The organism is Ruegeria sp. A4 (assembly GCF_056543025.1).
On the sequence record NZ_JBQGAW010000016.1, the window covers coordinates 1 to 25,402 of the forward strand.

Annotated in this window: 22 protein-coding genes; 11 read left to right on the forward strand and 11 right to left on the reverse strand. The window is 54.9% G+C overall.

Features of this window, described 5'->3' with window-relative positions; genetic code table 11:
• Nucleotides 1-280: 280 nt before the first annotated feature.
• The 6 genes from dxs to ACR0E2_RS20385 form a co-directional block, all read right to left on the reverse strand.
• On the reverse strand, nucleotides 281-2,209 hold the full coding sequence (gene dxs / locus ACR0E2_RS20360) for a 1-deoxy-D-xylulose-5-phosphate synthase (RefSeq protein ID WP_171207120.1): 1,929 nt from the start codon (nucleotides 2,207-2,209) through the stop codon (nucleotides 281-283).
• Nucleotides 2,210-2,225: 16 nt separating this feature from the next.
• Nucleotides 2,226-3,092: a polyprenyl synthetase family protein gene (locus tag ACR0E2_RS20365; protein ID WP_480447713.1), complete on the reverse strand. Its 867-nt coding sequence runs from the start codon at nucleotides 3,090-3,092 to the stop codon at nucleotides 2,226-2,228.
• Nucleotides 3,093-3,335 (reverse strand): exodeoxyribonuclease VII small subunit, encoded by a 243-nt coding sequence (locus tag ACR0E2_RS20370; protein WP_480447714.1) that lies wholly within the window; start codon nucleotides 3,333-3,335, stop codon nucleotides 3,093-3,095.
• Nucleotides 3,332-4,258: a histone deacetylase family protein gene (locus tag ACR0E2_RS20375; RefSeq protein WP_480447716.1), complete on the reverse strand. Its 927-nt coding sequence runs from the start codon at nucleotides 4,256-4,258 to the stop codon at nucleotides 3,332-3,334. Before ACR0E2_RS20375 ends, ACR0E2_RS20370 begins: the two co-directional genes overlap by 4 nt.
• Nucleotides 4,259-4,326: 68 nt before the next feature.
• Nucleotides 4,327-5,028, reverse strand: coding sequence for a response regulator (locus tag ACR0E2_RS20380; RefSeq protein ID WP_152459691.1), 702 nt, complete (start codon nucleotides 5,026-5,028; stop codon nucleotides 4,327-4,329).
• Entirely contained in the window at nucleotides 5,025-5,537 is a 513-nt protein-coding gene (locus ACR0E2_RS20385; protein ID WP_152459690.1) for a MarR family winged helix-turn-helix transcriptional regulator, read from the reverse strand. Before ACR0E2_RS20385 ends, ACR0E2_RS20380 begins: the two co-directional genes overlap by 4 nt.
• 160 nt (nucleotides 5,538-5,697) lie before the next feature.
• Here ACR0E2_RS20385 and ACR0E2_RS20390 point away from each other — a divergent pair, with 160 nt between their 5' ends.
• From ACR0E2_RS20390 to ACR0E2_RS20400, 3 genes are all read left to right on the forward strand, one after another.
• On the forward strand, nucleotides 5,698-6,564 hold the full coding sequence (locus ACR0E2_RS20390; protein WP_480447718.1) for a branched-chain amino acid aminotransferase: 867 nt from the start codon (nucleotides 5,698-5,700) through the stop codon (nucleotides 6,562-6,564).
• A 79-nt stretch (nucleotides 6,565-6,643) separates the two neighbouring features.
• Entirely contained in the window at nucleotides 6,644-7,594 is a 951-nt protein-coding gene (locus ACR0E2_RS20395) for an AraC family transcriptional regulator (protein ID WP_480447719.1), read from the forward strand.
• A gap of 111 nt (nucleotides 7,595-7,705) precedes the next feature.
• Entirely contained in the window at nucleotides 7,706-8,071 is a 366-nt protein-coding gene (locus ACR0E2_RS20400) for an SPW repeat domain-containing protein (protein WP_480447720.1), read from the forward strand.
• 255 nt (nucleotides 8,072-8,326) lie between these two features.
• Here ACR0E2_RS20400 and ACR0E2_RS20405 read toward each other — a convergent pair whose 3' ends face one another.
• The 5 genes from ACR0E2_RS20405 to ACR0E2_RS20425 form a co-directional block, all read right to left on the reverse strand.
• The gene (locus tag ACR0E2_RS20405; protein WP_480447721.1) at nucleotides 8,327-9,628 is read right to left on the reverse strand and encodes an adenylate/guanylate cyclase domain-containing protein; all 1,302 of its coding nucleotides are present in this window, start codon (nucleotides 9,626-9,628) and stop codon (nucleotides 8,327-8,329) included.
• Nucleotides 9,629-9,806: 178 nt separating this feature from the next.
• Nucleotides 9,807-10,997 (reverse strand): acyl-CoA dehydratase activase-related protein, encoded by a 1,191-nt coding sequence (locus tag ACR0E2_RS20410; RefSeq protein ID WP_480447722.1) that lies wholly within the window; start codon nucleotides 10,995-10,997, stop codon nucleotides 9,807-9,809.
• A complete protein-coding gene (locus ACR0E2_RS20415) occupies nucleotides 10,948-13,083 on the reverse strand; it encodes a BadF/BadG/BcrA/BcrD ATPase family protein (RefSeq protein ID WP_480447723.1) in 2,136 nt (711 codons plus the stop codon). Before ACR0E2_RS20415 ends, ACR0E2_RS20410 begins: the two co-directional genes overlap by 50 nt.
• Nucleotides 13,080-14,591, reverse strand: a complete 1,512-nt coding sequence (locus ACR0E2_RS20420) for a hypothetical protein (protein WP_480447724.1) — start codon at nucleotides 14,589-14,591, stop codon at nucleotides 13,080-13,082. The genes ACR0E2_RS20415 and ACR0E2_RS20420 overlap by 4 nt, the downstream gene beginning before the upstream one ends.
• Before the next feature lie 152 nt (nucleotides 14,592-14,743).
• Nucleotides 14,744-16,414: an amidohydrolase family protein gene (locus ACR0E2_RS20425; RefSeq protein WP_480447725.1), complete on the reverse strand. Its 1,671-nt coding sequence runs from the start codon at nucleotides 16,412-16,414 to the stop codon at nucleotides 14,744-14,746.
• Nucleotides 16,415-16,967: 553 nt separating this feature from the next.
• On the opposite strand from ACR0E2_RS20425, the gene ACR0E2_RS20430 reads away from it, so the two are divergent.
• From ACR0E2_RS20430 to ACR0E2_RS20465, 8 genes are all read left to right on the forward strand, one after another.
• Nucleotides 16,968-18,200 carry a tyrosine-type recombinase/integrase gene (locus ACR0E2_RS20430; RefSeq protein ID WP_480447726.1) on the forward strand — a complete coding sequence of 411 codons (1,233 nt, stop codon included), beginning with the start codon at nucleotides 16,968-16,970 and terminating at the stop codon, nucleotides 18,198-18,200.
• A gap of 324 nt (nucleotides 18,201-18,524) precedes the next feature.
• Nucleotides 18,525-19,835, forward strand: coding sequence for an AAA family ATPase (locus ACR0E2_RS20435; RefSeq protein ID WP_480447727.1), 1,311 nt, complete (start codon nucleotides 18,525-18,527; stop codon nucleotides 19,833-19,835).
• Nucleotides 19,835-20,290, forward strand: a complete 456-nt coding sequence (locus tag ACR0E2_RS20440; RefSeq protein WP_480447728.1) for a hypothetical protein — start codon at nucleotides 19,835-19,837, stop codon at nucleotides 20,288-20,290. Before ACR0E2_RS20435 ends, ACR0E2_RS20440 begins: the two co-directional genes overlap by 1 nt.
• 188 nt (nucleotides 20,291-20,478) lie before the next feature.
• Nucleotides 20,479-21,255: a hypothetical protein gene (locus ACR0E2_RS20445; RefSeq protein ID WP_480447729.1), complete on the forward strand. Its 777-nt coding sequence runs from the start codon at nucleotides 20,479-20,481 to the stop codon at nucleotides 21,253-21,255.
• A gap of 143 nt (nucleotides 21,256-21,398) precedes the next feature.
• Nucleotides 21,399-21,608 (forward strand): helix-turn-helix transcriptional regulator, encoded by a 210-nt coding sequence (locus tag ACR0E2_RS20450; protein WP_257600069.1) that lies wholly within the window; start codon nucleotides 21,399-21,401, stop codon nucleotides 21,606-21,608.
• Nucleotides 21,598-21,906 carry a hypothetical protein gene (locus ACR0E2_RS20455; protein WP_425080321.1) on the forward strand — a complete coding sequence of 103 codons (309 nt, stop codon included), beginning with the start codon at nucleotides 21,598-21,600 and terminating at the stop codon, nucleotides 21,904-21,906. Before ACR0E2_RS20450 ends, ACR0E2_RS20455 begins: the two co-directional genes overlap by 11 nt.
• A complete protein-coding gene (locus tag ACR0E2_RS20460) occupies nucleotides 21,903-24,044 on the forward strand; it encodes a hypothetical protein (RefSeq protein WP_480447731.1) in 2,142 nt (713 codons plus the stop codon). Before ACR0E2_RS20455 ends, ACR0E2_RS20460 begins: the two co-directional genes overlap by 4 nt.
• Nucleotides 24,045-24,460: 416 nt before the next feature.
• A complete protein-coding gene (locus ACR0E2_RS20465) occupies nucleotides 24,461-24,817 on the forward strand; it encodes a hypothetical protein (protein ID WP_480447732.1) in 357 nt (118 codons plus the stop codon).
• Nucleotides 24,818-25,402 lie beyond the last annotated feature (585 nt).

Below are 25,402 nucleotides of genomic sequence, written 5' to 3' on the forward strand. Positions count from 1 at the left end.
GGTTCGTCAATAAAGATCGCTCATGTCTCCGCTCCGTTCTGGGAGCCGTGAGTCACGCAGCGCAGCTAAAATCAATGCATCCTGAGCCTAGCTATGGGGTATAGTGGTGCAGAACGGAATAGCGTGAAGCATAGAAACGTATTTTAGATATGGTCAGAAAACATGAGTGTTCCGTGGTGCTCCAAGATTTTGGTTTTGGATTTCCCTCAGCGGCACCAGATAAATCCAAGTCAAACGGATTTCGGCCCTCGCAACGTCCGCTGCCCTGCCGACAGGCGCGCTAAGCGCGTTTCTCTCCGATCGAGGCGACACCCAGAACGTCCAGAACTTTTGCTTCGATATGCTCGGCATTCATGCCGGCCACCGCATACATGTCCGCGGGGCTGGCTTGATCGATGAAGATATCAGGCAAAACCATCGAGCGATATTTCAGCCCCCGATCAAATACACCTTCATCCGCCAAAAGTTGAGCGACATGGCTGCCAAAACCGCCAACGGCCCCTTCTTCTATGGTGATCAACGCCTCGTGGCGGGATACCAGATCCAGGATCAGGTCACGGTCAAGAGGTTTGGCAAAACGAGCATCGGCAATCGTGGGCGTTATGCCTTTGGCTGAAAGGGATTCCGCCGCCTTCTGAACCTCTGCCAGACGTGTACCGAATGAAAGCAAAGCCACCCGCGCACCTTCCCGGATAACGCGGCCCTTGCCGATTTCCAGAACCTCGCCGCGTTCGGGCAAGTCCACCCCGACACCTTCGCCGCGCGGATAGCGGAACGCAATGGGGCCTTCGTCATGCGCAGCGGCGGTCGCCACCATGTGCATCAGCTCGGCCTCGTCTGCGGCAGCCATGACGACCATACCGGGCAGGTTGGCCAAATAGGCAATGTCGAACGACCCCGCATGGGTGGCGCCGTCAGCCCCGACCAAACCTGCCCGGTCGATTGCAAAACGTACGGGCAGGCGCTGAATCGCCACGTCATGGACCACCTGGTCGTAACCACGCTGGAGAAAGGTCGAATACATTGCGCAGAACGGCTTCATTCCTCCTGCGGCAAGCGCCGCCGAAAACGTCACGCCGTGCTGTTCGGCAATCGCCACATCAAAGCAACGTGACGGATAGCGCTCGGCGAACAGGTTTAGGCCAGTTCCGTCGGGCATGGCAGCGGTCACGGCGACGATCTTGTCGTCACGCGCGGCCTCATCCACCAGCGCCTTGCCAAATACAGACGTATAAGAGGGCGCGTTTGAAGGCGCCTTCTTTTGCTCCCCTGTAACCACATCGAACTTGGCCGTGGCATGGCCTTTGTCGCGGGCCTGTTCGGCGGGGGCATACCCCTTGCCTTTTTTCGTCAATACATGGATCAGAATCGGCCCGGTTGCCCGTGATTTGACCGTACGCAGAACAGGCAGAAGCTGGTCCATGTCATGGCCATCTATCGGGCCGAGATAGGAAAACCCAAGCTCTTCGAACAGCGTGCCACCCACCGCCATGCCTTTCAGCATCTCTTTGGCGCGCTTGGCGCCCTCCCGGAATGGCTCGGGCAGCAATGAGACAGCGCCTTTTGCAGCAGCTTTCAGATCGTGAAACGGTTCTTCGGAATAGATGCGCGACAAATAGCTGGACAACGCACCAACTGGCGGCGCGATGCTCATCTCGTTGTCGTTCAGAATGACAATCAGACGCTTTTTCAGGTGGCCTGCATTGTTCATCGCCTCAAAGGCCATACCCGCAGACATCGAACCATCGCCGATCACCGCAATTGCGTCGCCCAACCCTTCGGGCGTTACACCACCCAGATCCCGTGCGACTGCAAAACCCAAAGCAGCGCTGATCGACGTGCTGGAATGCGCAGCGCCAAATGGGTCATAGGGGCTTTCGCTGCGCTTGGTGAAACCACTGAGCCCACCTTTCATGCGCAATGTGCGGATGCGATCACGTCGTTCGGTCAGGATTTTGTGCGGATAACACTGATGACCCACATCCCAGATGATCTTGTCTCGGGGCGTATCAAACACGGCGTGCAACGCGGTGGTCAGTTCAACAACCCCCAAGCCGGCCCCCAGATGCCCGCCGGTTACGGCAACCGCCGAAATTGTTTCGGCCCGCAACTCCTGTGCGACCTGGTGCAGTTGCGCGTCCGAGAACTGCTTGAGATCCGCAGGGCGGTTCACAAGATCCAGCAGGGGCGTATTGGGGCGGTCAGACATGTGGCGCGTTCCTGGCTTAGCTGTCCCGGGCAATAACGAAGCGGGCGGCTTCCTTCAAGGTTTCCGCCTTCGGACCAAACCCGTCCAATGCGGCGCAGGCCTGATCTACCAGCTCACTTGCGCGGGCTTTGGCAGCGGGCAGACCCAAAAGCGAAACAAAAGTGGCTTTCCCTGCCTCAGTATCTTTTTGCAATCGCTTGCCCGCCTTTTGGGCATCGCCTTCAATATCAAGGATGTCATCTGCGATCTGAAAAGCAAGACCCATTGCCCGGGCATATCGGCGCAACGGGTCAGGATCGGATCGGGCCATAACGGCGCCAACGCAGGCAGACCACTCGATCAGGGCGCCTGTTTTTCCGGCCTGAAGACGCGTGATTTCGCCCAGCGACAGCGGTTCGGCGGCCGTTTCCGCGGCAATGTCCAGCGCCTGTCCCAGCACCATACCTTGTGCGCCGCTGGCTTTGGCCAGGGTCAGGGCAAGGTCTGCGCGAATGTCTGCGGACCCAACCTGCGAACAGGTGCAAAGTTCAAAAGCAAGCGTCTGAAGGGCATCCCCGGCCAGAACAGCCGTGCCTTCATCCCACTCTACGTGAACGGTGGGCCGCCCGCGGCGCAGGTCATCGTCATCCATGCAGGGCAGGTCGTCATGCACCAGGGAATAAGCGTGCAGCGCCTCTATGGCCGTAGCCGGCCAGATCGCCCGGTCTTCCTCAACACCATGCAGGCGGGCACTTTCCAATGCCAGAAACCCGCGCAACCGCTTTCCGCCTCGGGTGGCATATGCCATGGCCCGGGTGACATCCACGTCTGCAAACGCGCCCAAAACCAGATCAAAATGGCTTTGAATGCTGGCAGCATCCTGCGCAAGTCTTTCGGGGAACATTCACATACCTTCGACAGGCGTCGAACCGGTCGGCTGACCACTGGCGTCCAGAGTGATCGCTGCGACTTTTTCTTCCGCGCGTTTCAACTCCTCCTCGCACCGCTTTTTCAGCGCCGCGCCGCGTTCGTACAGCGCAATTGATTGATCCAGCGCGACATCGCCACGTTCCAGCTGGCCAACTACGGCTTCAAGCTCTTTCATCGCCTGTTCGAATGTCATCTGGTCTACGGGAGTCTGGGTCATCGGGCTGCCTTTATCAATTCTTCCACATGGGCGCGTGTGGCCTGGGCCAGTGCGTTCAGATCATACCCGCCTTCCAGAGTCGAGACGATACGACCGTCGCAAACCTCGTCGGCAATCCTGCACAGCTCTGCGGTGATCCAGGCGAAGTCATCAGTGGCCCAGTTCAGATTGGCCAGCGGGTCGTCCTGGTGGGCGTCGAACCCGGCGGAAATGATAATCAGTTCCGGCCTGAAGGCCCGCAAGCGCGGAAAGGCCTTCGTTTCATAGGCGGCACGCATCTCGGCGCCACCACTGTCGGGCGCCAGAGGGATGTTGAGAACCGTATCGTAAACACCCGTTTCCTCGGGCCGGCCCGATCCGGGCCACAAAGGCATCTGCTGGCTGGTTATCACCAATGCCCGCGCTTCATCCCACAACAGGTCCTGAGTTCCATTGCCGTGATGCACGTCAAAGTCGACCACGGCCACACGATTCAAGCCGTGATGGTCCAGCGCGTGTTTCGCCGCCAATGCTGCATTTCCAAACAGACAAAAGCCCATGGCCGTTTCGGTTTCCGCATGGTGCCCCGGCGGGCGAATGGCACAGAATGCGTTCGAGGCTTCACCACCCAAAACCAGATCAACGGCCCGCACCGCCGCACCCGCCGCGCGGTAGGCTGCGTCCACCGATCTCGGAGACAGGAACGTATCCCCGTCGATCTGTGCGAACCCGTCCGCAGGGCGCGCGCCCCGAATGTCGCGGATATAGCTCTCGGGGTGAATGCGTAGAAGATCGTCATCCGCAGCCAGCGGAGCCGTCACCCGCTTCAGCTCCAGCGCTTCCAATGCATGCAGAATATGCTCCAGCCGCGCCACCCGCTCCGGGTGCCCGTCAGGTGTCACATGGCCCAGACAATCGGCGTGGGTCAAAAGGGCGGTTGTCATTGGGATCCCATCTTCATCTGACTACAAATATCCTCGCCGAAGGTCAAAAAACGCCGCGCAGCGGCATCTCAATCCGGCGCAAGCATATACCCTGCGCCCCGCACAGTCTGCAAATAGCGTGGCTGCTTGGGGTCCTGTTCGATTTTGCGTCGAAGGCGCGTGATCTGCACATCCACTGCGCGCTCCTGCGCCTGACCTTTGTCGCGCCCCAGATCCTCGACCAGCTTGGCGCGGCTGATCGGCTCTCCGGGCTGGGCCGAAAATATCTTCATCAACTGGCTTTCGGTTGCGGTCAGACGGACCGGATCTTCGCCCTGCCACATCTCGCCGCGTTCAATGTCATAGCGGATGGGCCCGAGGTTCAGGATCTTCGCCGTGGTTTCTTCTGCCGGTGTTTCCGGCATCCGGCGCAGGATCGCATTGATCCGCAACAGCAGCTCTTTCGGCTCGAACGGTTTTGCCAGGTAATCATCCGCCCCAGCCTCGAGGCCCGCGATCCGGTGTTCCGTCTCGCCCTTTGCCGTCAGCAGCAGGATCGGTGTCGTATGCGTTTCCCGCAAAGCGCGGGTCAGACTGACACCATCCTCGCCCGGCATCATCACGTCCATGACGATCATGTCGAAATCCAACCCAGACAATACGCGCCGCGCGTGGGCCGCATCCCGTGCCGCAGTAACCAGAAACCCGTTTCGCATCAAAAACTTCTTGAGCAGATCACGAATGCGCTCGTCGTCGTCAACAATCAGCAGATGGGCATCCATATCGCTCATGTGGTCGTATCCCGAAGTTTCGTATAGGCATGACGCATATCAGCATCCATCATTGCTTCAAGCACTTTGCGAAATCCAGCCACGGCTTCGGGACCGGCATCCTTGTAGGCGGCGCGCATTCTGGCCCGCTGAGCATCCGACAACGTGGTTTCCAGCGACTGCCCCTTTTCCGTCAGAAATAGGTGGCGTTCTCGTTTGTCCACTGTACCCACGCGGCTTTCCACCAAACCATCCTCGATCAAGGTTCGCAAAACCCTGTTCAGAGACTGTTTTGTTACGCCAAGGATGGCCAACAAATTGTTGACCGTCGTGCCCGGCGCGCGGTTGATGAAGTGGATTGCCCGATGGTGGGCGCGGCCATAGGCCATCTCTGCGAGGATGCGGTCGGGATCAGCCGTAAAGCCACGATAGGCGAAGAACATGGCCTCGATCCCCTGCCTCAATTGCTCATCGGTCAAAAACAAAAGGCTCTCGCCCCCATAACGTGGGGCCGGGCGGATGTCGGACATATCATGCCTCATTCGTTACTACCCGGCCGAGTTTATGTCAGCGTTATTGACATTCCAAGAGTAGAGCGGTATCGAATTGCAGTTTTTGCGCAATATTATGTCCGCACCGGACCTAAATCGCGCAACAATCGAAAACTCAACCCGGTTCAGGAGGTTTCGCATGGCGGGGTATGATGATCGTGATGGCACCATTTGGATGGATGGCAAGCTGGTGCCCTGGCGTGAGGCCAATGTGCACATTCTGACCCACGCAATGCACTATGCGTCATCGGTATTCGAAGGCGAGCGCGCATACAACGGCAAGATCTTCAAAAGCCGCGAACATTCCCAGCGTCTGATTGCCTCGGCCGAAGCGCTGGACATGCCGATGCCTTATTCGGTTGATGAAATCGAAGCCGCCAAGGAAGAAGCGCTGAAAGCCAGCGGTTTGCAGGACGCGTATGTGCGGGCGCTGGTCTGGCGCGGCTCGGGCGAGGATATGGGCGTGGCCTCGGCCCACAATCCGGTGCGCATGGCCATCGCAGTCTGGCCTTGGGGCGCCTATTACGGCGATGCCAAGATGCAGGGTGCCAAGCTGGACATCGCCGAATGGAAACGCCCCAGCCCGGAAACCATCCCGGTTCACGCTAAGGCGGCGGGTCTTTACATGATTTGCACCATTTCCAAGCACAAGGCCGAGGCCAAAGGATGCTCGGACGCATTGTTCCTGGACTGGCGCGGATATGTCGCCGAGGCCACCGGCGCAAACGTGTTCTTCGTCAAGGATGGCGAGGTGCATACCCCGCTGGCAGACTGCTTCCTGAACGGCATCACCCGCCAGACAGTGATCCAGATGCTGAAAGACAAGGGCATCACCGTGCATGAGCGCCGCATCAAGCCCGAAGAAATGGCTGACTTCGAACAGTGCTGGCTGACCGGCACCGCGGCCGAGGTTACGCCTGTCGGACAGATCGGCGAATATACATTCGAGGTCGGCGACCTGACCCGCCAAATCGCCGAAGACTACGAGAAACTGGTCCGCTCGTAAGCTGTTGCCAAACGTGCAATTTTTTGTGCAAACCGTTCGGCCATCTGGACGGATTGCACAGATTGCGTATCTTCGGCACATGTTGGACCTTCTCAGCGACATTCTCACCCGCCTTTCCCTGCGCGGCACGTTTTACTTCCGCACGTCATTCACACCGCCCTTCGGAATTCAGGTGCCGGGATTCGAAAACGTGGCGCGGTTTCATTTTGTGCAGCGTGGTGAGCTCAAGGTTCATGTCTCGACCACGGGGGAAACCCTGCGGTTGAGGCAGGGGGATCTGATCCTGATCCCCCACGGGGCGCCGCACGCATTGCTCTGTGCCGAGGTCAAGCCGTTGGACGCATTGCCCCTGGAGCAGGTGCTGGAGCGCGCGGGCTACACGGGCGAAGGCGTGCTGGTCTATGGCGGTGATGACGAGGAACGGGATACACAGCTGATCTGTGGTCATTTCTCTTTTTCCGGCCCGGCTGGTCGAAACGGCACCGGGCATATGCTGATCGATCGCCTGCCGCCCTATATCCTGATCGAGAATTATGGCGAAGAGGCCGGATCGTGGATGGAAGCCACCCTGCGCATGATCGGGTCTGAGGTCTCAGGCGCAAGAATCGGTGGCGACCTGATCGCGCTGAAACTGTCCGAGGCCCTGTTCGCTCAGGCGATCCGGGCCTATCTGGAGCGTCAGAGCCCGCAGGATTCCGCATTGGCAGGATTTGCTGATCAACGCATCTCGCGGGCCTTGACCGCGTTCCACCAAGCCCCGGCCAAGGACTGGAGCGTCGCGTCTTTGGCACGTATTGCGGGTATGTCGCGCACTGCCTTTGCTCAGCTTTTTGCTGAAAAGATGGACACTACGCCGATGCAGTACCTCACGGATTGGCGGATGCAGATCGCATGCCACGGCCTGACCGAGGCACGATGGAACGTGGCAGATGCAGCGGCCGAGGTTGGGTATGCCTCCGAGGCGGCTTTCTCACGCGTGTTCAAGAAACAGGTTGGGCTATCACCGGCTGCGTATCGGGCGATGCATTGATCCCCCAGGTTTTCTGAACGATCTGCACGGTATCAGAGACGATCAGGAATTCAGCGTTCGGCTTGGGCGTCCTACCTTCCCTTTATCATTGATTGAGAAAAGGAAGATCTCATGTCCCTGCGTTTCGTTACCCGTTCTGTCCATGCTTACCTCGACTACCCTGTCGCCATTGCCCTCATGACGTTGCCGTTCCTGTTGGGATTGGGCCAATCCACCCCGCTGGCCTTGTGGCTGTCGGTTGTCACCGGTGTTGCCGCGTTTGTTCTGACGGTACTGACGGACCACCACCTTGGGATTTGGCGGGTCCTTCCCTACAAGTTCCATCTGGCCGTAGACTTGATTGTCGGCATCACCTTCCTGTTTGCACCCAGCGTTCTGGGGTTCTCAGGACTGGATGCGGTGTTTTACTGGTTGAACGGAGCAGCTGTGGTGCTTGTCATCTCGCTCAGCGCACCTGAGCAGGAAGTCGCTGCATGAAACCGCTGACTACGGCTGTCCCAGTTTCACTGTAATGCTTCAAGTCCGGGCCGCCGGGATCACCAACCGGCGGCTCGTTTTTGAAAAAAGGTCTGGCTTCAAGGGCATGCTCTCACCGTCTCAACAGGCCATCCGGCTGCGACCTGCGCCTGCCTCCATGAGGTCCGTTGTTTCAACTGACTCAGGTTCGTCCCATTCCAGTCACTGATTGAACCCGCACTGACATTGGAACGTTTCACCGAGAAGATAAGGTTTTCAGCCTTTGATGAGCCGCTCGGACGAGTGTGAAGTCGCAGGTTTGTCGTGGACTTTCAGCAGCCAATACGGTTGGATTTCGCCATTTCCCTTGATATTGATAACCTCTCGTCTCTCGCAATCCACATATTCGGCTATCTCATCTCTTACCTCGGGTGAGATTTGAACGCGCCCGGGCTCTCCGGTGCTTTCCATTCTTGAGGCGATGTTGACTGTATCACCCCAAACGTCAAAAAACGGTTTGTCGCCGCCGATTACACCTGCGATTACCGGGCCTTTGTGAATTCCGACCCGCAGGGACACCTTTGGATGCAGATTGTCTGTCACCCGCTCGACCGTCGCAATCATATCAATCGCCAACGCCGCCATGCGAACCGAATCCGGTTGCGCCTCTTTGACCGAGGGGTCCAGACCACCTGCAACCATGTAACTGTCACCGATGGTTTTGATTTTCTCCAGCTTGTAACTCAAAACCAGTTCATCGAATGCCGAGAACACGGAGCCCAGCAATTTGACCGTCGCCCTTGCCCCATTGGCAGCCGCGAATTCAGAAAATCCAGACAAATCAGAAAACAGAATTGTGGCGTCATCAATTCTTTCAGCAATTAGCCTGTTCGGGTGCGCTTTGATGCGCTTGGCAATACGCGAAGGCAAAAGAACATTTATCAACCGCTCGGAAACAGCAAATTCCTTTTCCAAAGCATCTTCGTAACGATCTATTGCGGCGTTTGCAGAATATGAGGTGAAAAAAAGCGCCGAGACGATTCCCAAAATCAGCACAATGAAAATAACATCTTGAGGTTGCCTTACAAATCCGTCCCGATATGACTGCGCAATAATATCCCAAATCGTTTCGCCGGGCGGTATGTGCAAAGGAACGACAAGCGATATATAAATAAACAAAGCTGCGCTGAGGATCGTTATCAAAGTGATCCAGCGCCAATATGCGGCGCCTAGAAAATAAAAGAGCAAGGGCGGGCCGACAAGCAAGACCAGATGATCTTCACCGTTTTTGCCGACGCTGATGTCATGGGCCAGAAACAGGAACAACCACACTGTAAAATAAGCGACTTTGACCTCAAGGCCGAAGCGATCCAGCGTCATCGTCAAAAGTGCCGCGAAGCCAAGACCAAAGTTTACCCATGCGAGATATCTCCAGTCTGGCCCAAGTTGGAACTGGTAGAAAGCTGTGAAACCGAACCCAAGCGACGCAATAAAGGCAGCAACGTTAACAACCTGCATCTTTCGTCTTATTTTTCCTTCGTCGATCGGATTTTCAGAGTCCACAATGTGTTTCAGCAAAGCATCGCCCCCGCGCCAACTCTATGCGAAATATCCCCCAAATCCCCATCTTAGTCGATAAGCCCCAGGTTGTTTGTTCAGAAGCTACTTTCGCGTCGCGACGCCAACACAGCCTGAACCGCTTTTGGCCTCGCGCCCGCAAGCGGGTGCCGTGCTGCCCCGAAAACAGGCCATTGGATCAAGTTGGCAACAGCAATTCAGGTGGTGCAGTTTTCAGGGCCTCCAATTTGCTCTGAATGATTTTCGGTGATTTCTGTTCCAGATAGTAAGCAATGGTTTCCACACGAATTCGAACAGAACCGGCGGGTTTCGTCTCATCGAGATCCTGAAACACGAAGAAAAGCGTTCCAAGCGCTTCGGTAATTTCCTGAACTGGCGAATAAGTCGGCTGATCCATTCCGCATTCATAACTGGAAAACCGGATTGAACAGGTTATCCAAGGCATAATGGATCCATAGCGTGCAGCCCACAGAAGTTCGTTGGTGTTTGCACTGTGGGATGTTTTCCAAATATCCGAAATGTCAAAAGGGCTTTGAATTCGGCCAGCTTTGATCAGATCGCCGTACAACCAATCCAGTATCTCGGCGTCCAATGGCAGGTATTGACCCCAGAGGATCGGATAACCAAAGGCCTGCAACTCACTTTCGATGGCGTGGCCAATTCCGGTGTCCATGTGGTACGGGCGACCCAGGGCCAGGATGCAAGGTCGATGTTGTGTGGCGCATTCGGACAGTACTGCCAGACTTTGCCGCCGCAGACTCTGATCAAACTCTTGAAGGGCGTCATAAGCTTTGGCAACCGCAGCGCGCAGTTCAGCCAAGCGCAAGTCGGTGATTACGCCCTTCAGGGCATCAAACAGCTGCCGGGTCGCAATTTGTGGGTCTGCCAAGGACACGGCCGGCGAAAGATAATGTACACCCAGTTCCTTGAACACGTCCTTTTCCCGCCGAAACCCGGCTCGAGTACTTTCTGGGCCGGCAATGACGCGCGGGCAGGCCATATTTTCCCGGACATGACCCCGCAAAAAGGATGGGACAGTCAGGATTATGGGAACGAACAGGATATCAATGGGGCGCTTTTGCCCGTCCAGCAATTCACCATAATGGCCGGACATGCACTTGACGGGGTAACAGCAATCAACAGCACCACGCCCTTTTCCGAATTTCAGCTGCTGTGCTTCCGATGTGTCCGACGAATAGACGATATTGCGGCGATTGATTCCCAGTTCAACGAACAATGTCGTCCAAAACCTGTGTGTCGACCACTGGTTCAGGACCCGAGGGATGCCGATCCGAAAATCCCGCTTGGGTGGTTTGGACTTAGCGAAAGGCGCCTTCGCGAACGCTTTCTGCAATATTTGGATTGGCATTCGCTTCCTCGTCGATTTGCTTTTTTCGCGCTTTCATCTCGGCTGCGTCTTCAATCAACCCTTTCGAGCAAGAATTGCCGGTAATCACCCGCTCCCACCCTTCCGCCAGAGGAACCTTGCTGTTTGCCCGGCCACGACCGCCGGGGATCTGAACATCCACAAAGGCCCGGCTACAGTTCATCGCACACCACTTGCAGGTGGTTTTGCTGTTGGTTGTACTGACATATTCCAACTCTTCGACGCGGTCGTGCCCGACGAAGCGGGACGTTTGCCCGGTGTTCACATGTTCGAGCGCAAGAAGGGCGGCGCCCAAAGCGCCAGCCTCGCCAGCATGAGGGTGCACGGTAATTTCCGCGTCAGGAATTTTACCCCTGATGAAATCGATCTGGGCTTTGACGACCGCCAGGTTTCGATGTGTTCCACCTTGCAGGACAAACTTCCTGCCGATGGCCTTGAGGTTCTGAAACTGCCCGGCATAGACCCAAACATTCAGGGGCAGGACCGCAGCAAGGCTTGCCATGATTTCTTCTGCCGCCCACCCTTTGCGTTGCTGGTTCACGATGTCGGACTGAAGGAACACGCCGCACCCCATCATCAGTTTCGGCATCCGCTTGGCGCTGAAGGCTTTTTCGGCATAGTCCTCAAGCCGGACATCATAGCGTTCGGCAACGCCTTGAAGAAACGCCCCATTGCCGGAAGAACATTGGGAATTGAGCCGAAAATCGACGACCGCTTTCTGCCGCAACAGCATGATTTTGACATCGGTCCCACCGACGTCGCATATCGCGTCTGCATCGGGATGTATGTGCATGGCAGCAGCCGCATGTGCGACCGTCTCAACCACTGGCACGTCCGCCCCCAAAATATCCTTCAGCAGATCTTTCCCGTACCCCGTCAGGCCAAGAGCGCCGATATCCTCGATCCCTGCATCACGCAACTTGCGGAAAACGGACTTGGCATCTTCGATCGGGTTTCCCTGACTGTGCTGATAGACCGAAGCCTTGATTTCCGCGTCGCGGTCCAACGCCACCGCCTTGACCGTGGTGCTACCGAAATCGCACCCGACATAATATGTCTCGGCCGCAACGGGCTGGGGTATCTGGATCACGGGTTGGGAAAAATCCTCCAGGAACCGGACGAGTTCACCGTTCCGGGCCAAGGCCTCCTGCCCTGTCTTGGCCTTTTCACCGTGCTGGCCTGTTTCCACCCACCATTTCAGGCCATCCGTGCCGGAATAGGCCCGGGATACATTTTGTTCCCGACGAGAGATCTCGACGCAGCCGAGGCTTGCATAGTACAAGGCATCGCCGGGAACCAGGATTGCATCGGTGACGCTTTGTCCTGCTTTCAATACGACATTGCGCTCGTCCCAGAGCGCGGCCAAATGGCTTGCCCATGCCTGCTGAAGACCTTGAAAGAACATGTTCGGTCCGCCCAGCAAAAGCACTGATGGTGTGGGGGTGTTGCCTTTTGTCAAAGTCGCCAGGTTCTGCCGCACGACCGCGTTAAACAAGCTTGCGATGATTTCGGTCTTGGGAACTCCAGCCTTGACCAGACTGTTTGCGTCAGTCTCTGCAAAGATCCCGCATTTGGCGCTGATCCGATGAAGGGTTTGACCATCGAATGGCAGAGTGGTCAGCTCGTCCGGGGAAATGTTCAGTTTTCGTGCGGATTTTTCGATAAATGTGCCCGTACCGCCACTGCAGGCTGATTGCATATAGACCTGCTTGGCCTTGCCTGCGGAGGTTGGCGTGAAGAACAACGTCTTCATGTCTTCACCGCCAATTTCAGACACGAAATGCACATCCGGATGCAACGCTTCGACGGCGGCCGCGACGGCGACAACTTCCTGGATTTGCCGCGCGTTCACATGATCTGCCAGTGTCCCTGCCCCGGATCCTGTAAACGTGACAACATCGCGACCGGCGGTCAGGCCGACCTCCAGCTCCATCTGCGACAGCAGTTCAAGGGTTTTCTCGGCCTGGCGTGTTTTGTGACGACCATAGGCTTTCCAGATGACTTCGCCATCTTCTACCACGACGCCTTTTACAGTTGTCGATCCAATATCTACCCCAGCGAATTTCACAACGTGGCATTTCCCAGCACAAGAACGACATTGGATGCCGTACCCACGGCGCCACGATGGGGAACTTTCCAAAATGGCGTGTTGACCTTGGGATGCTCTTTGGCACGCTTTCTGGCCTCGTCCGCAGTCAACCCGGCGGCGGCTAGAGCGGATTCAAATTCCTCCTGCGCGCGGATCTTGGCGTCTGCCAGCACCATCTGGCACCGCGACAAAGCGTGTACGTCGCTGTCCCCTTTTACTTCGATTGGGGCATAGAGCATGTCGGGATACCGGCCCTGTACGGCCGCCATTGCGCCGATGCTCATTGTGTTGGGAAGGCAACCATAGGGCGACAGCTCGCAAATCATATGTGCCTTTCGCTGGGTATGCGCCCAGATCGCCTTGGCGATCAGCAAATCACCTTCACCCCCGTTGATCATGTTGTCAAAAAAAGGAGCCGCCAGTTGCCGCAGCTTGTCCTGATCGGGCATCGGACGGGGAACACCCCCAAGCATCCGGCGCATCTGATCGTATTTGAACCTGAAAAAGCGCTGCCCAAGTTTCAACAGAGCATAGTTCTGACGCGCTTTGTCTTTAATCCCGAAGCCCAGCTTGAGCTTTTGTCCGCCATACCGCATCAGGTAATCGAACCATACGACCATCGGCGCCGGCTGCACTTCGGCGCCTTCGCCTTCAAGCCATTTGTGCATATTGTAGTTCTGCACCCCTTCGGCGGTGGCCAGATAGAACTCGCCGGTGATCTTGACCATCGGCTTGACCCTCAATCGATCAAGCTGGATGTCTTCAAAATGGCCGCGTGCACGCCTCATGGCCTTCAGAAAGCGTCGGGTCGTCGCGTGCCACAGGACCGATCCCCATTTCGGCATTTGTTTCGGCCTGCTCAGCATGGCGTCGTAAATCTCGGAAACCGCCTTCTGAGCCGCCCGGTTGGTCGCGCCTTGCTCCAGCTCATAGGGCCGCAGCTGGTATTCCAGATCCTGAATGGCATCCGCTGCCATCATGCCCAAGGCCGTGCTCAGCAGCAGGTGAATGTCAGTCTGCAAACCGGCGTCTTTGCCTTTCGACTGATCGATTTCATGCTGTTGAACCAGAAACATCCTGAACGCCTCGAGCCCCAGGTTCTTCAGCGCAAGCTCATAACTTTGGTGATATTGACCGAAACGGCAGGCCCCGCAGGCCCCGGCGGTCACATAAACATATTTTTCGGCCACTTCGTTAGCGCCGATAGCCTCGGCTTCGTTTTTGAGAAAACTCGACAAGTTGCCGGTTGTGAAGGCGGTGGGGCAGCACTGTCCGACATCCGCCAGTTCACGTCCCAGGTACAAGTCTTCAACTGTCACATCAGGCAGGCGCTGCGCATTGTAACCCGCACTTTTGAACAGGCCTTCCAGCAGTTTTTCGGCCCGCCATGTGACCCCACCAAACAACAGGGTGACATCCTTGCGCTGATCCGCAGTAAAAGGACGAGGTTCGTAAGCCCTATAGGACTCTTCCAAAATACGACTCATAAAAATACCCCCCAACCAACATAACATGTATTTACAATGCACAATATATTATTCCTGAATCGCCCCCTGCATCGGGAGTCCGTGCGAAACAGGGGCATCGGAAATTCAGGTTGTCATGGGCGCCGGTCAGGCACTCTCAGCCTGGAAATCCATCAAATGCCCAGGAATTTTCGTGCATTTCCTTCAAAAAAGTTGGGTGCACAAGGATTGATCTGTGGATCGCGGAAGAACGTGTCAAATTCGATCAGGTATTCACGGGTTCTGCCGACCATCAGTGGCATCGCCCAATCCGTTCCAAAACACACTTTGTCCCGAAAATGGTGCGGTGCGCCTTGGGTTCTCTTGCCCACTAGTACTGATTTTAATCGCTGAAATATCTTTGGTTTGAGCTTTGTGTCCAGAATTCCCAAAATATGACCCAAGCCAAGATAAACATTGTCGAATTCCTCAACCAAGCGAATAGCACGATAGGCAAATGTTTGCTTGAAATGGGTGTTATCTGCTGCCCAACCCATCCAATCTACTTCTTTTGCGCCGCCACCATGAGCCAGGAACAACCAAAGGTTCCGGGCATTGTGGGTCTCCATCGCGTGCTTCCATAACTCTGGATCGGAATAGACGCCGTAACCTTTCTCCACCTCAAACCCCATCGGGTTGCAATGGGCAAACAAACGCAGGTTGTGGCTGGAGAAATGGCGAATGATGTCACCCATCTTGGCCTGTACCATCGGGTAGGGCGCCGGGTTCTGCGCTTTTTCTCTGTACTTGTCCAGACTTCGCCCAGAGGCAACCGGGGTCTGGTAGCCGCGCATATCGATCGGGCGGATCCCCAAGGGTGGATAGAGTTTGTAGCCCGTTATCCCGAGTGCAACACCTGAATCGACAATCTGTTTCCAGTTCCCGCCTCGAAACGGGTCAACCGCACCAAAATTGATCAATTCATTCGGGTTCTCAGCAGCGAGCAACTGCATCCGCTCCATTTGTTCGGTGAAGTTGAAATACGGCGGTAGGAATCCGGGCATCCAAAATTCCTTGAGCTTGTCGAAGGCGCGGCGCATATCCAGCAGGACGCCCACGAAAAGGCTGGCTTCCGGGTCGCTCGGCTGACCCTTCTTCTTGAAATCCCTCTTGAGCGCTTTGAACCGGTTTCGCTCGGACAAGGTCATGATGACAAAGAATTCAAGAAACTGAAAGATAATGCCGATTTGACCGATTGGAATGCGGACGGCACGAAAACCTGCATCAGATCCAGGTTTGTACAACCCACCCGGCGGCATGTGGTCAGCTTCATGAAAGAAACCGCTTTCTGCCGCTTTTTGACCAGCGACCCGGAAGGCCTCGGCCAGAAACCGATCCAGCAAATCAGCTTCCGTGCCACTGTCGGCAAAGACGGACCTTTCAGAAATTCTGTCGGCGCCCACAAGCTGGACACCTATTGGGAGGTCGCCGGCCCCTGAATAGTTGATATCATGGTCAATATCGTTCAGGACTCGGATCAGCTCCTCTATATCCTTCCAATCCTGGTGGCTGGGGTTGGGTGTCGATTGATACTCTCTGATCTTCTCGCGAACTGGATATGCAATGGCTCGCATAAGCCGGTCCACATCGTGATCGAGCAACGCGTTGATCAAATCGTCCTGATCAGGTTCTTCCGTCGCGGGTCTGCTGAAGTCACTCATGCGGGTCAAACGAACCGCCAGCACGGCCAAGCCAAGCGAAAACAAATACAGTGAAGTGAACGAGTAGAAGATACTGTGCAACGGCAGATATCGCGCCGTGAACAGGTGGGTGTGCATGTCAATAAAGGTGTTTTTTTCAGTCATATTTTTGGCTCCACGAAATAAGTTTCAGCCGAGAATTTTCTGTATTCGTATGACTTTGCTGTCAAAAACCGGAAATGGCTTTTGACCTTAATCTGCTGAGTTTAAGGTTTTTCGAAAAATTTTGCAATTTTCGAACCCGGCAAGCCGCTTCGCCGAGACCGAGTTGAGCAGTGATTTCTACTGTTAGTTCATGTGAGTTGGAAGCAAAGTTCTTTAACACCGAAAGTCGAATGAAGTTAAATCCGTCGCTTAGAGCCTTGTTTCCGCTCGGTGGGCAGGTCCAAACAGGAATTGACTCATCGATGCCTACCAACCGTTCAACCAATTCGAATCTATTAGCCAATTGAGGATTAGTTTTGGATCAAACAGCCCAGAGGACGTTTGTGGATCCAACGGTGGCTTTAAGAATTAGTTACGGGAGTAGGATTTGAACCTCTGACCTTCAGGTTATGAGCCTCATTGTCGTGTGTTTGCTGTTATTTGCTAATGTTATTCATTGTATTATTTATCAATATGTTACCGATTCTTCGGCTTGTTGCAAGCATTCTCCACATTGTCCAAAATTGCTCTCCGGTGTAGCACCAGTGTAGCACCATCAACTTTCGGTAGCACTAAAACACCTAAAGGACATACCGTGGCCAGTCTCCGTTTGAACTTCACCAAAGCCGCCCTTTCGAAAGCCCCTGCCGCCAAGAAAGGATCGCGGGACTATTACTACGACGAACGGGAAGCGGGGTTGATACTGGCGGTGACGGCAGCAGGATCAAAGAGCTTTTATCTATACAAACGGATCGAAGGGCGACCCGAACGCCTGTTGCTTGGCAAATTTCCTGACATGACCGTGGAACAGGCCCGCAAGGCGGCAGCAAAGGCCAAGGGCGGCATCGCGTCTGGGGCGAACCCTCAGAAAGAGAAAAAGGCCATACGGGATGAAATGACTTTTGGGGCGCTTTTTGCTGAATATATGGACAAGTACTCCAAGGTGCATAAGAAGTCGTGGAGATACGACGAGCGGGAAGTAAACAAATATCTGTCGCATTGGTTCCGCAAAAAGATATCCAGCATTGATCGGGCCGAGGTAGAAAGGCTTCATGCAAAGATCGGCAAGGACAACGGCTTGTATCAGGCCAATCGTTTGCTTGAACGCATTCGCTCCATATTCAACAAGGCCATTGAATGGGGGTGGAAGGGTGTGAACCCCGCTGTCGGCATCAAAAAGTTTCGGGAACAAAGCCGCGACAGATTCTTGCAGCCTGACGAGTTGCCCCGGTTTTTTGAGGCTCTGGCGAATGAACCCAATGAGGCCGCCCGGGATTTTTTCATGATCTCGCTCCTAACTGGCGCGCGAAAGTCAAACACTCTTGCGATGATGTGGAAGGATATTAATTTTCAATCCGCAACTTGGCGGATCGAAGAAACTAAGAACGCTGACCCACTGACTGTTCATCTGCCGCAACAGGCAATCGAATTGCTGGTTGAACGCAAATTGAAATCAGACAGCCCTTTCGTGTTCGAAGGCTCGGGCAAGAGCGGCCACCTTGCCGACCCCAAAAAGGCTTGGAGTCGCATCTTAAAAGAAGCAAGGATTGAAAACCTGCGCATTCACGACCTGCGCCGCACCTTAGGCAGCTATCAGGCAGCAACCGGTGCCAATGGATACATTATCGGGAAATCACTGGGGCATCGGTCGCAACAGTCCACTGCCATCTACGCAAGGCTGAACCTAGACCCCGTTCGAGAGAGTGTGGACAAGGCGACCGAGTTGATGTTTTCAAAATCGACCTAGGGCGGAAAGAGCCCAAAGCCGCCGTAGACCAAGCTTCGGTCATTTGCGTGTGCAGCGAGGCGCAAACAGCACATTCCAGACATTCATCACCAGTTACGAAAAGGCAGGTGAGGGACTTAACTCGAACGCTGTTCGCTGTCCCTCGATACAGCAGCTCAGCCTACCCTTAGGGGTTAGCATGACCAACCCCGACAAGCCTACGTTAAGATAGTTAATCCTTTCCGTGGCGCATAACGTTTTGCGCCTGATTTGAATTGCAAGTTCTCCTATAAGCTGTGTAGAGTGCATCCAAACACACTACATACAGCATTTTATTGAGGAATTATGGTTAATAGAAGACTGGAGAAATACGCCCTGTTTTCGCAAGGTTTTAAAGGGCTTCCAGATGGCTGGCACAATTTGAGAGCGTGCAACTTTCTAGTCGGGGAAAACAGCACTGGGAAGTCCAGCTTTCTACAGTTGATTCAACTCATCGACTCACGCGAGCATATGGTCTTCTTAGATATTTGCGGCGTAGTAGAAGGAGTCGATACAGCTTTTGATGTCTGCTCTCGTCTTTCGGATTGTAGAGAGACAACTGTCGGCTTTCTGATAAAAGAGCGTGAAGTCGAAAACCGAAAAACGTATCGCGGTAACTTTGGTAGGTTAGCGACTTACAAGCGTGTGAACGAAGACATGCAGTTGCAAAGGCTTACCATCGTCTCGGGCGAGCATGTTCTCCGTTTGAAGCGTCGAAAAGACCGAATTTCCTACCGATACGACAGATTTGAGTACGACCCAGAAGTGTCTCATGCCGAAAACGGTGAACGACTCCAAGGCTACCATTTCAATACTTCCGAACGGTTCAGGCAGTACAATGAAGTCAATTGGTCTGAGACGCCGGAAGTAGCAGCATGGCACGAAGCAATGACCCACGCTGTGTTCAGTGAACGTGCTTCAAAAGACAAAAAGATCCTTAACTCCTACGCCCCGTTGCGTTGCCTGCATCACGGTCCCATACGGGCGAAGACGCGTCGTTTGTATCATGGTAGCAACCCAGAATTCAGCTCTACAGGCGAGCACGTACCATTCATGTTGAGGGATGAGCTCACCGAAGATTCTCCACTTGCAGAAGCTATAGAAGATTTCGGAAAGGCGAGCGGCCTATTCGATAAGATTTCAACTACATCAGTTAAGACTGCGGTCAAAGATAAGCCCTTTGCTCTGCAGGTCGAGAAGTCTGGCTCGTATTTCTATGTTGACGAGTTAGGATACGGAGTTGGTCAGGTCCTTCCGATCATTGCGGATATTGCGTTCACCGCTGACTACCACGCTTTCCTCATTCAACAACCAGAACTCCACCTTCATCCACGCGCGCAAGCTGCCCTAGGCGACGTTTTTCTACGTTCGGCTGAGAATGGTGGAACATTTGTGATCGAAACCCACAGTGACTTCATAATCGACAGGTACCGGTTGCGACACAAACAATCGGACACCAACCCTAGTTCGCAAATAATCTACTTTGAGAAAGCTGAAGACGGGACAAACCGTGCATTTGAAATAGACATCAACGAAGACGGCACGCTCAGCGATGTGCCGGAATCGTACCGCAGCTTCTTCATTAACGAATCCGTTGAAAAATTTGAGAATTTTTGATGCCTGAGTTCATACTCGACGTGAACGTCGACTTGAAACCCAACCAAGACAACTATCCAGAGTTCTTTTTCGAAGCGATGCGGAAATCGGGCCGAGTTGCACTTGTGGTTGGTGGGTCAGACTATCGAGCCGAAGTTAAATCCAAGCCAGCCTTGCTAGATCTAATTGGCCAACTGATAACCAGCGGACGTGTCCGCTCTGTGCCAGATGCCAGGGTCGATGCAGCTCAAAACGCTCTAGTTTCGCGGATAGATGAGTGCTTTGATGCCTGTCCTAGTGAGTGCGATGATCCGCACATTTTCGCTCTGGCATTGGTCAGCGGGTGCAATAACGTGGTTACGCGGGATGCACGCATGGCTGCTTGTCGAAACAAGATTAGAAATGTCGTCGGTCACGATCATTGTGCAGATATTCGTATCATTCAAGATCATGCCGCTTTCAAGCTGTCCAAGTGATACCGCGTTGAGGCTGTGAAGCTGTATTCAACTTGGGTGGATTGGAACCAACCAAGGCAGGGCTGATCACTAGTTCGCCCCTCTATGACCACAAGCCTGATCGGATGGATCAAACCATGTTAACCGTCTGCACTGTCAGCCCTGTCAGCCTCTGGCGTTTTGCTGGCTTTTCCTGAACAAGCGGCGTCATGGAACAGGCAGACGACACCCTTCCCAACACCGCAACGGCACCGACCGCACCATGGCAGCGCCTGATGACAGGCCACGGCTTTCTGTCCGAGCTAAACCGCCTCTATGATGCCCGGTTCATGCTCGAGCTCGAGATGCTGATTGGCCCCAAGGCCGATGTTGAGGACCTGCGCAAAGGCGTTGAGACAGCAGCACGGGCGTATGTCCGCGAGCGCCGCAACATGCGCCGACGCAAACCGGGGGCAAAGGAATATCGCCGCCTGTCCGCGTTGTCAGATAAGCTGGACGCGGTCTCTGTTGAACTCGCCCGGGTTCAGGCTTCACCAAACTGTTCCGGGAAACTGGCCGACGCGCTGGAAACATGGGCCCAATCGGCTGATCCAAGTGCTGCCGGAATTGCAAACCTGATCGAAGGTGCATTTGGTCCCGGCGATCCTGTCGGCCATATCGCGGCGTTTCTGGAACTGTTGCATAAGGCGACCGCAGAAACGGTTGCTCTGGGCGAGCATGACACCCCAAGCAGCTATCATGAGGCCGATCTGGATCGTTGGTCTCGCAGGCCGAAGAAAACCGAAAGCCAGCCGATTGCGGCGTTAGCCCGCACCTTTCGCCCCTATTGGGAGCGCAACGCCATGCGCCCCTTTAATGCGGGCCGCTACGATCCGACCACAAAGCAAAACAAAGCAACCGCTGTAGATGTGGTTCATTTGATCGGCCAAAAACTTGATCCGGACCTGACGCGCGCGCGTGTGGTCACGGTAATGCGGGTGATATAGACAAATTTTCGCCACATTATGTGGCATTTAACCGGCACGTTTTCCTACGTAGGAAGTAGTTTTTCTTACCTGCTTCACGCGTTTCGGCCTGCCCAATCGCTCTCTAGGTTTCTCTTAATCGATCTAAATTGATGGAGATAATCATGATCGCAAAACAGGCCGACACCCTGCTCAAACCCGAGCAAGTCGCGGAACGCCTCGGCGTGTCCACAACCACCCTTGCCACATGGCGCTGCACCAAGCGCTACCCGCTGGCCTATGTCAAAGTTGGACGTTTGGTCCGCTATCGCATGGGAGATGTAGAAGCGTTCGAGATCGCGCGTCTTCAGGAGGTGGTTGCAAATGACTGGTAATTGGAAGCCTATCGAATTCGCGGCCATTGCTGAACTGGCCCGGATCAATCTGCAAACTCTACTGGCCGAATGGTTGCCAGATGGCCGGATCATTGGGCGCGAATGGGTGGCGCTGAACCCCACCCGCGCAGATCGGTCGCGGGGTTCGTTTCGGATCAATCTCGACAGCGGACTGTGGGCAGACTTCGCGACGGATGACAAAGGCGGGGATGCCATCAGCCTCTTTGCCTATCTGAACGGGGTGCAGCAAGGTCAGGCCGCACGTGCGCTGGCCCAGCGTCTAGGGGTGCAGGCATGAGCGCGCTACCCGACCTTCGCCACCCGACAGCCGGTGTCGCTGATACCCAGCATGTTTATCGCAGCAGAACGGGTGCGCCTGTGCTTGTAGCCAATCGCTATGAGGGCAACGGCAAGGGCAAGTTCTTTCTGCCCTACGACGTGACCAAGGACGCATGGAAAGCACCCCAGTTGCGCCCGGTCTATCATCTGGACCGGATCGCCCAGGCGAACCCGGATCAGCCGGTGATCTGGGTTGAAGGGGAGAAGTGTGCCGATGTTCTGACAGGCTTGGGGTATCTGGCCTCTACCAGCTTTGGAGGCAGCAAGGCGCTGGCAAAAACTGACCTGTCACCGCTGGCAGGCCGTACTGTCATTATCTGGCCTGACCATGATGAGCCGGGACAGAGCTATGCCGCCAAACTGGCCGAAGAGCTCGTTACATTACATAGGGCGACACCTCTGATCCTGCCGATCAGTGACGCACTAATTCAAGCGCATGATTCATCGAGTCTGATCCCTAAACCAATACATAGGGGCTGGGACGTGGCCGATGCCATTGCCGCAGGTTGGGGGATAGGCGAGATTGACGCCCTAATAAACAGCGTTGCGTGTGATTTGCCGGATGTAACTGCCGCCTACCTTACAAGTAAAGTTCGGCCTGCCGCCAATGACCCGCATCCCCCTATGTATCATAAGGAAAACCCCGACCCGTATACGTTACCTATACATAGGGATGAACCTGCACCTATACGTAACGATGACAATGCGGCGCTGGTGGATGGGCTTGAGCTTTGGAACACGCCGCAGGGTGAGCCCTATGTAACGTTACGGGCCAAGGGTCACTTTGAGCACTGGCCTGTCGGATCATCGACGTTCCGCAACTATCTGGCCTATGCCCATTACAAGTCCGAAGGCAAAGCGCCCTCCAATGCCGCGCTGGATGACAAACGCCGGATGCTGGAGGGGGTGGCGCGGTTCGAAGGTGAAACATACCCCGTGTCCAGCCGCATAGCCTCCATCGGGCGCACGGTCTATCTCGACCTTGGTAACAAGGACTGGCAGGCTGTGGCGATCACCGCCGAGGGCTGGCAGGTGGTCAGCCACCCGCCCACGCGGTTTCGGCGCTCACCAGCCATGCAGTCGCTGCCAGTGCCGGAACGGCATGAGAATGGCATCGACTTGTTGCGCGATTTTCTGAATGTCGACAGCGAAGATGATTTTCGCATGTTGGTGGCATGGGTTCTGGGGTGTTTCCACCCCAAAGGCCCCTACCCGATCCTGATCCTTTCGGGCGAACAGGGCAGCGCCAAAAGCACCACCGCGCAAACCCTGCGTGATCTGATCGACCCGGCCCAGCCCAGCACCCGCGGCACGCCCAACTCCGAACAGGATTTGGTCATTGCCGCGATGCACAACCACGTTTTGAGCTTTGATAATCTCTCAACCATCCGCCCGATGATGGCGGACGCCTTCTGTCGGATCGCCACCGGCGGTGGGTTTGGCACCCGCAAGTTGCACACCGACAGCGACGAGGTTCTGTTCAACGCCACCCGGCCTTGCCTGTTGAACGGGATTCCCGATCTGGCCGCACGACCTGATTTGGCGGATCGCGCCATTGGCGTTCATCTGCCAGTGATCCCACCCGGCAGGCGCAAAACCTTGGGCGCGTTCAATCGCGATTTTGCCAAGGCCAAACCTTACATTCTGGGTGCGCTGTTAGACGCGGTATCCTGCGCGCTGGGTCGGATTGACTCTGTGAGCCTCCGCGAGGCCCCCAGAATGGCGGACTTCGCAAAATGGGTGGTTGCTGCCGAAGATTCCCTTGGATGGGCTCAGGGTGCGTTTCTGGACTCCTACGCGGCCAATCGCGCGCGCAGTGACCAAGCGGCTGTTGAGGCTAATCCGGTCGCGCTGGCAATCCTGTCGCTGATGGAAGGGCGGCAACATTGGAGCGGCACGGCAACCGAACTGAAGCAGGTTCTGCGAGATCGTTTCCCCGCACTGACAGAAGACAGCCAGAGCTTTCCCCGCAACGAGGCCCGGTTTGGGGCTGCGCTGCGCAGGGTTCAGCCCGTGTTGCGGCGGCAGGGCGTAAACATCACGTTCAGTCGGGAAGGCAAAGCAGGAATGCGGGTAATTGAATTGACCAATCGGTGAGAGTTCACAGAATTGTTTCTGGTAGTGCGCTCGACCCCAAGGGTCGGGCGCCTTTTTACTCTTGGTTTTTCCTTTGCGGTATCTAGCTTTTGTCTGCTGTGCAGACTGAAGTGAGCGTTCACCGCTTAAGCTCCAATTTCAGCTTTCAATAGCGCGACAGAGGCGCGATTTCGTGCCAGCTTCGAGCAACAAGCCGTTCCGGCTCCTTTGTGATCCTGCCGGGGAAATAAGGTTGGCAAAAATACTAGCCGTTATCGTGGATTTGCGACGCTCGGATATCGAGGGAATTTTATCTGGGGAGCGATTAGCCACAAGGAGACCGAGGGGCAGGTTAAACACAACCGAACAGGACCCTATGCTGCTAAGGCCAGACAAGATACAATGTCTAGACACTGGGTGTGTCTTCGGGGGAAGCTGTGGAAGTTATCGGATTCATAATCGTTGTGGTTATTGTCGGTTTCATTCTTTATTGGGCGGCAATTGTTGGGTTTTTAGCCTTGCTCACTCTGTATTTAATATGGCCCATCTTGCTGGGGATCGTGGGGGGTATCGCCCTTTGGATGAATGGCTATGACAACGCAGGCGTCATCTTTTTCATAGGTTGTTGTATTGCATATAAGCCACTGGCTGGCATGACAGAGAAGTTTGTAGACAAATTTCTACCGAAAAGCGGCAGTGTTGATCATGACTATGGACCGCCTAGCTCAATGAGCGGGAAGATTGCTCACTACGATACGAACGGTAATTTGACGGGTTACAGCGACAAGAAGTGAAATAGGCTAACCAAAGAATTGCGCACCGAAGCGGTCGTTTCTGGCAGGAGCTTGGTGGTAATTGGAAGCACTGGAAAGTTTGCTGCCACAAACCCTTAGCAAAATTCCATTCGACAATGACACTTTTTGGCCTCGACTGAGGAAGCCAACTTTCGTCCGGATCGAAATGTCAGTCTAAACAAACTTTTCAACGCACGATCGGGGTATTTAGCTGACGGTGCTGACAGCACTGACGGTGAATGTTGAAGAGGTTTTGTTCTGAGCCGACATTCGCGGTTTTGGCTGCCGGTGCTGACAGTGCAGACGGAAACTGCGGGTTGATTTTCATGATGGGGTAAGATTCGGCTTCAGGAAGCGTCAGAATGAGAACGCTTTGATAGCTATTCTTTGCTCTGTCGCGTAGCACCGCAGTAGCACCGAGGCCAAACGTCCTAAACGCAGACATCGCCCCTTTGGGCGCTAAGTGTTTGATATATTGATGGAATTATTGGTTGCGGGAGTAGGATTTGAACCTCTGACCTTCAGGTTATGAGCCTAACGAGGTTTGATCGTTTAGCAAACAGTCCAGTGGACTGTTTGTAGATC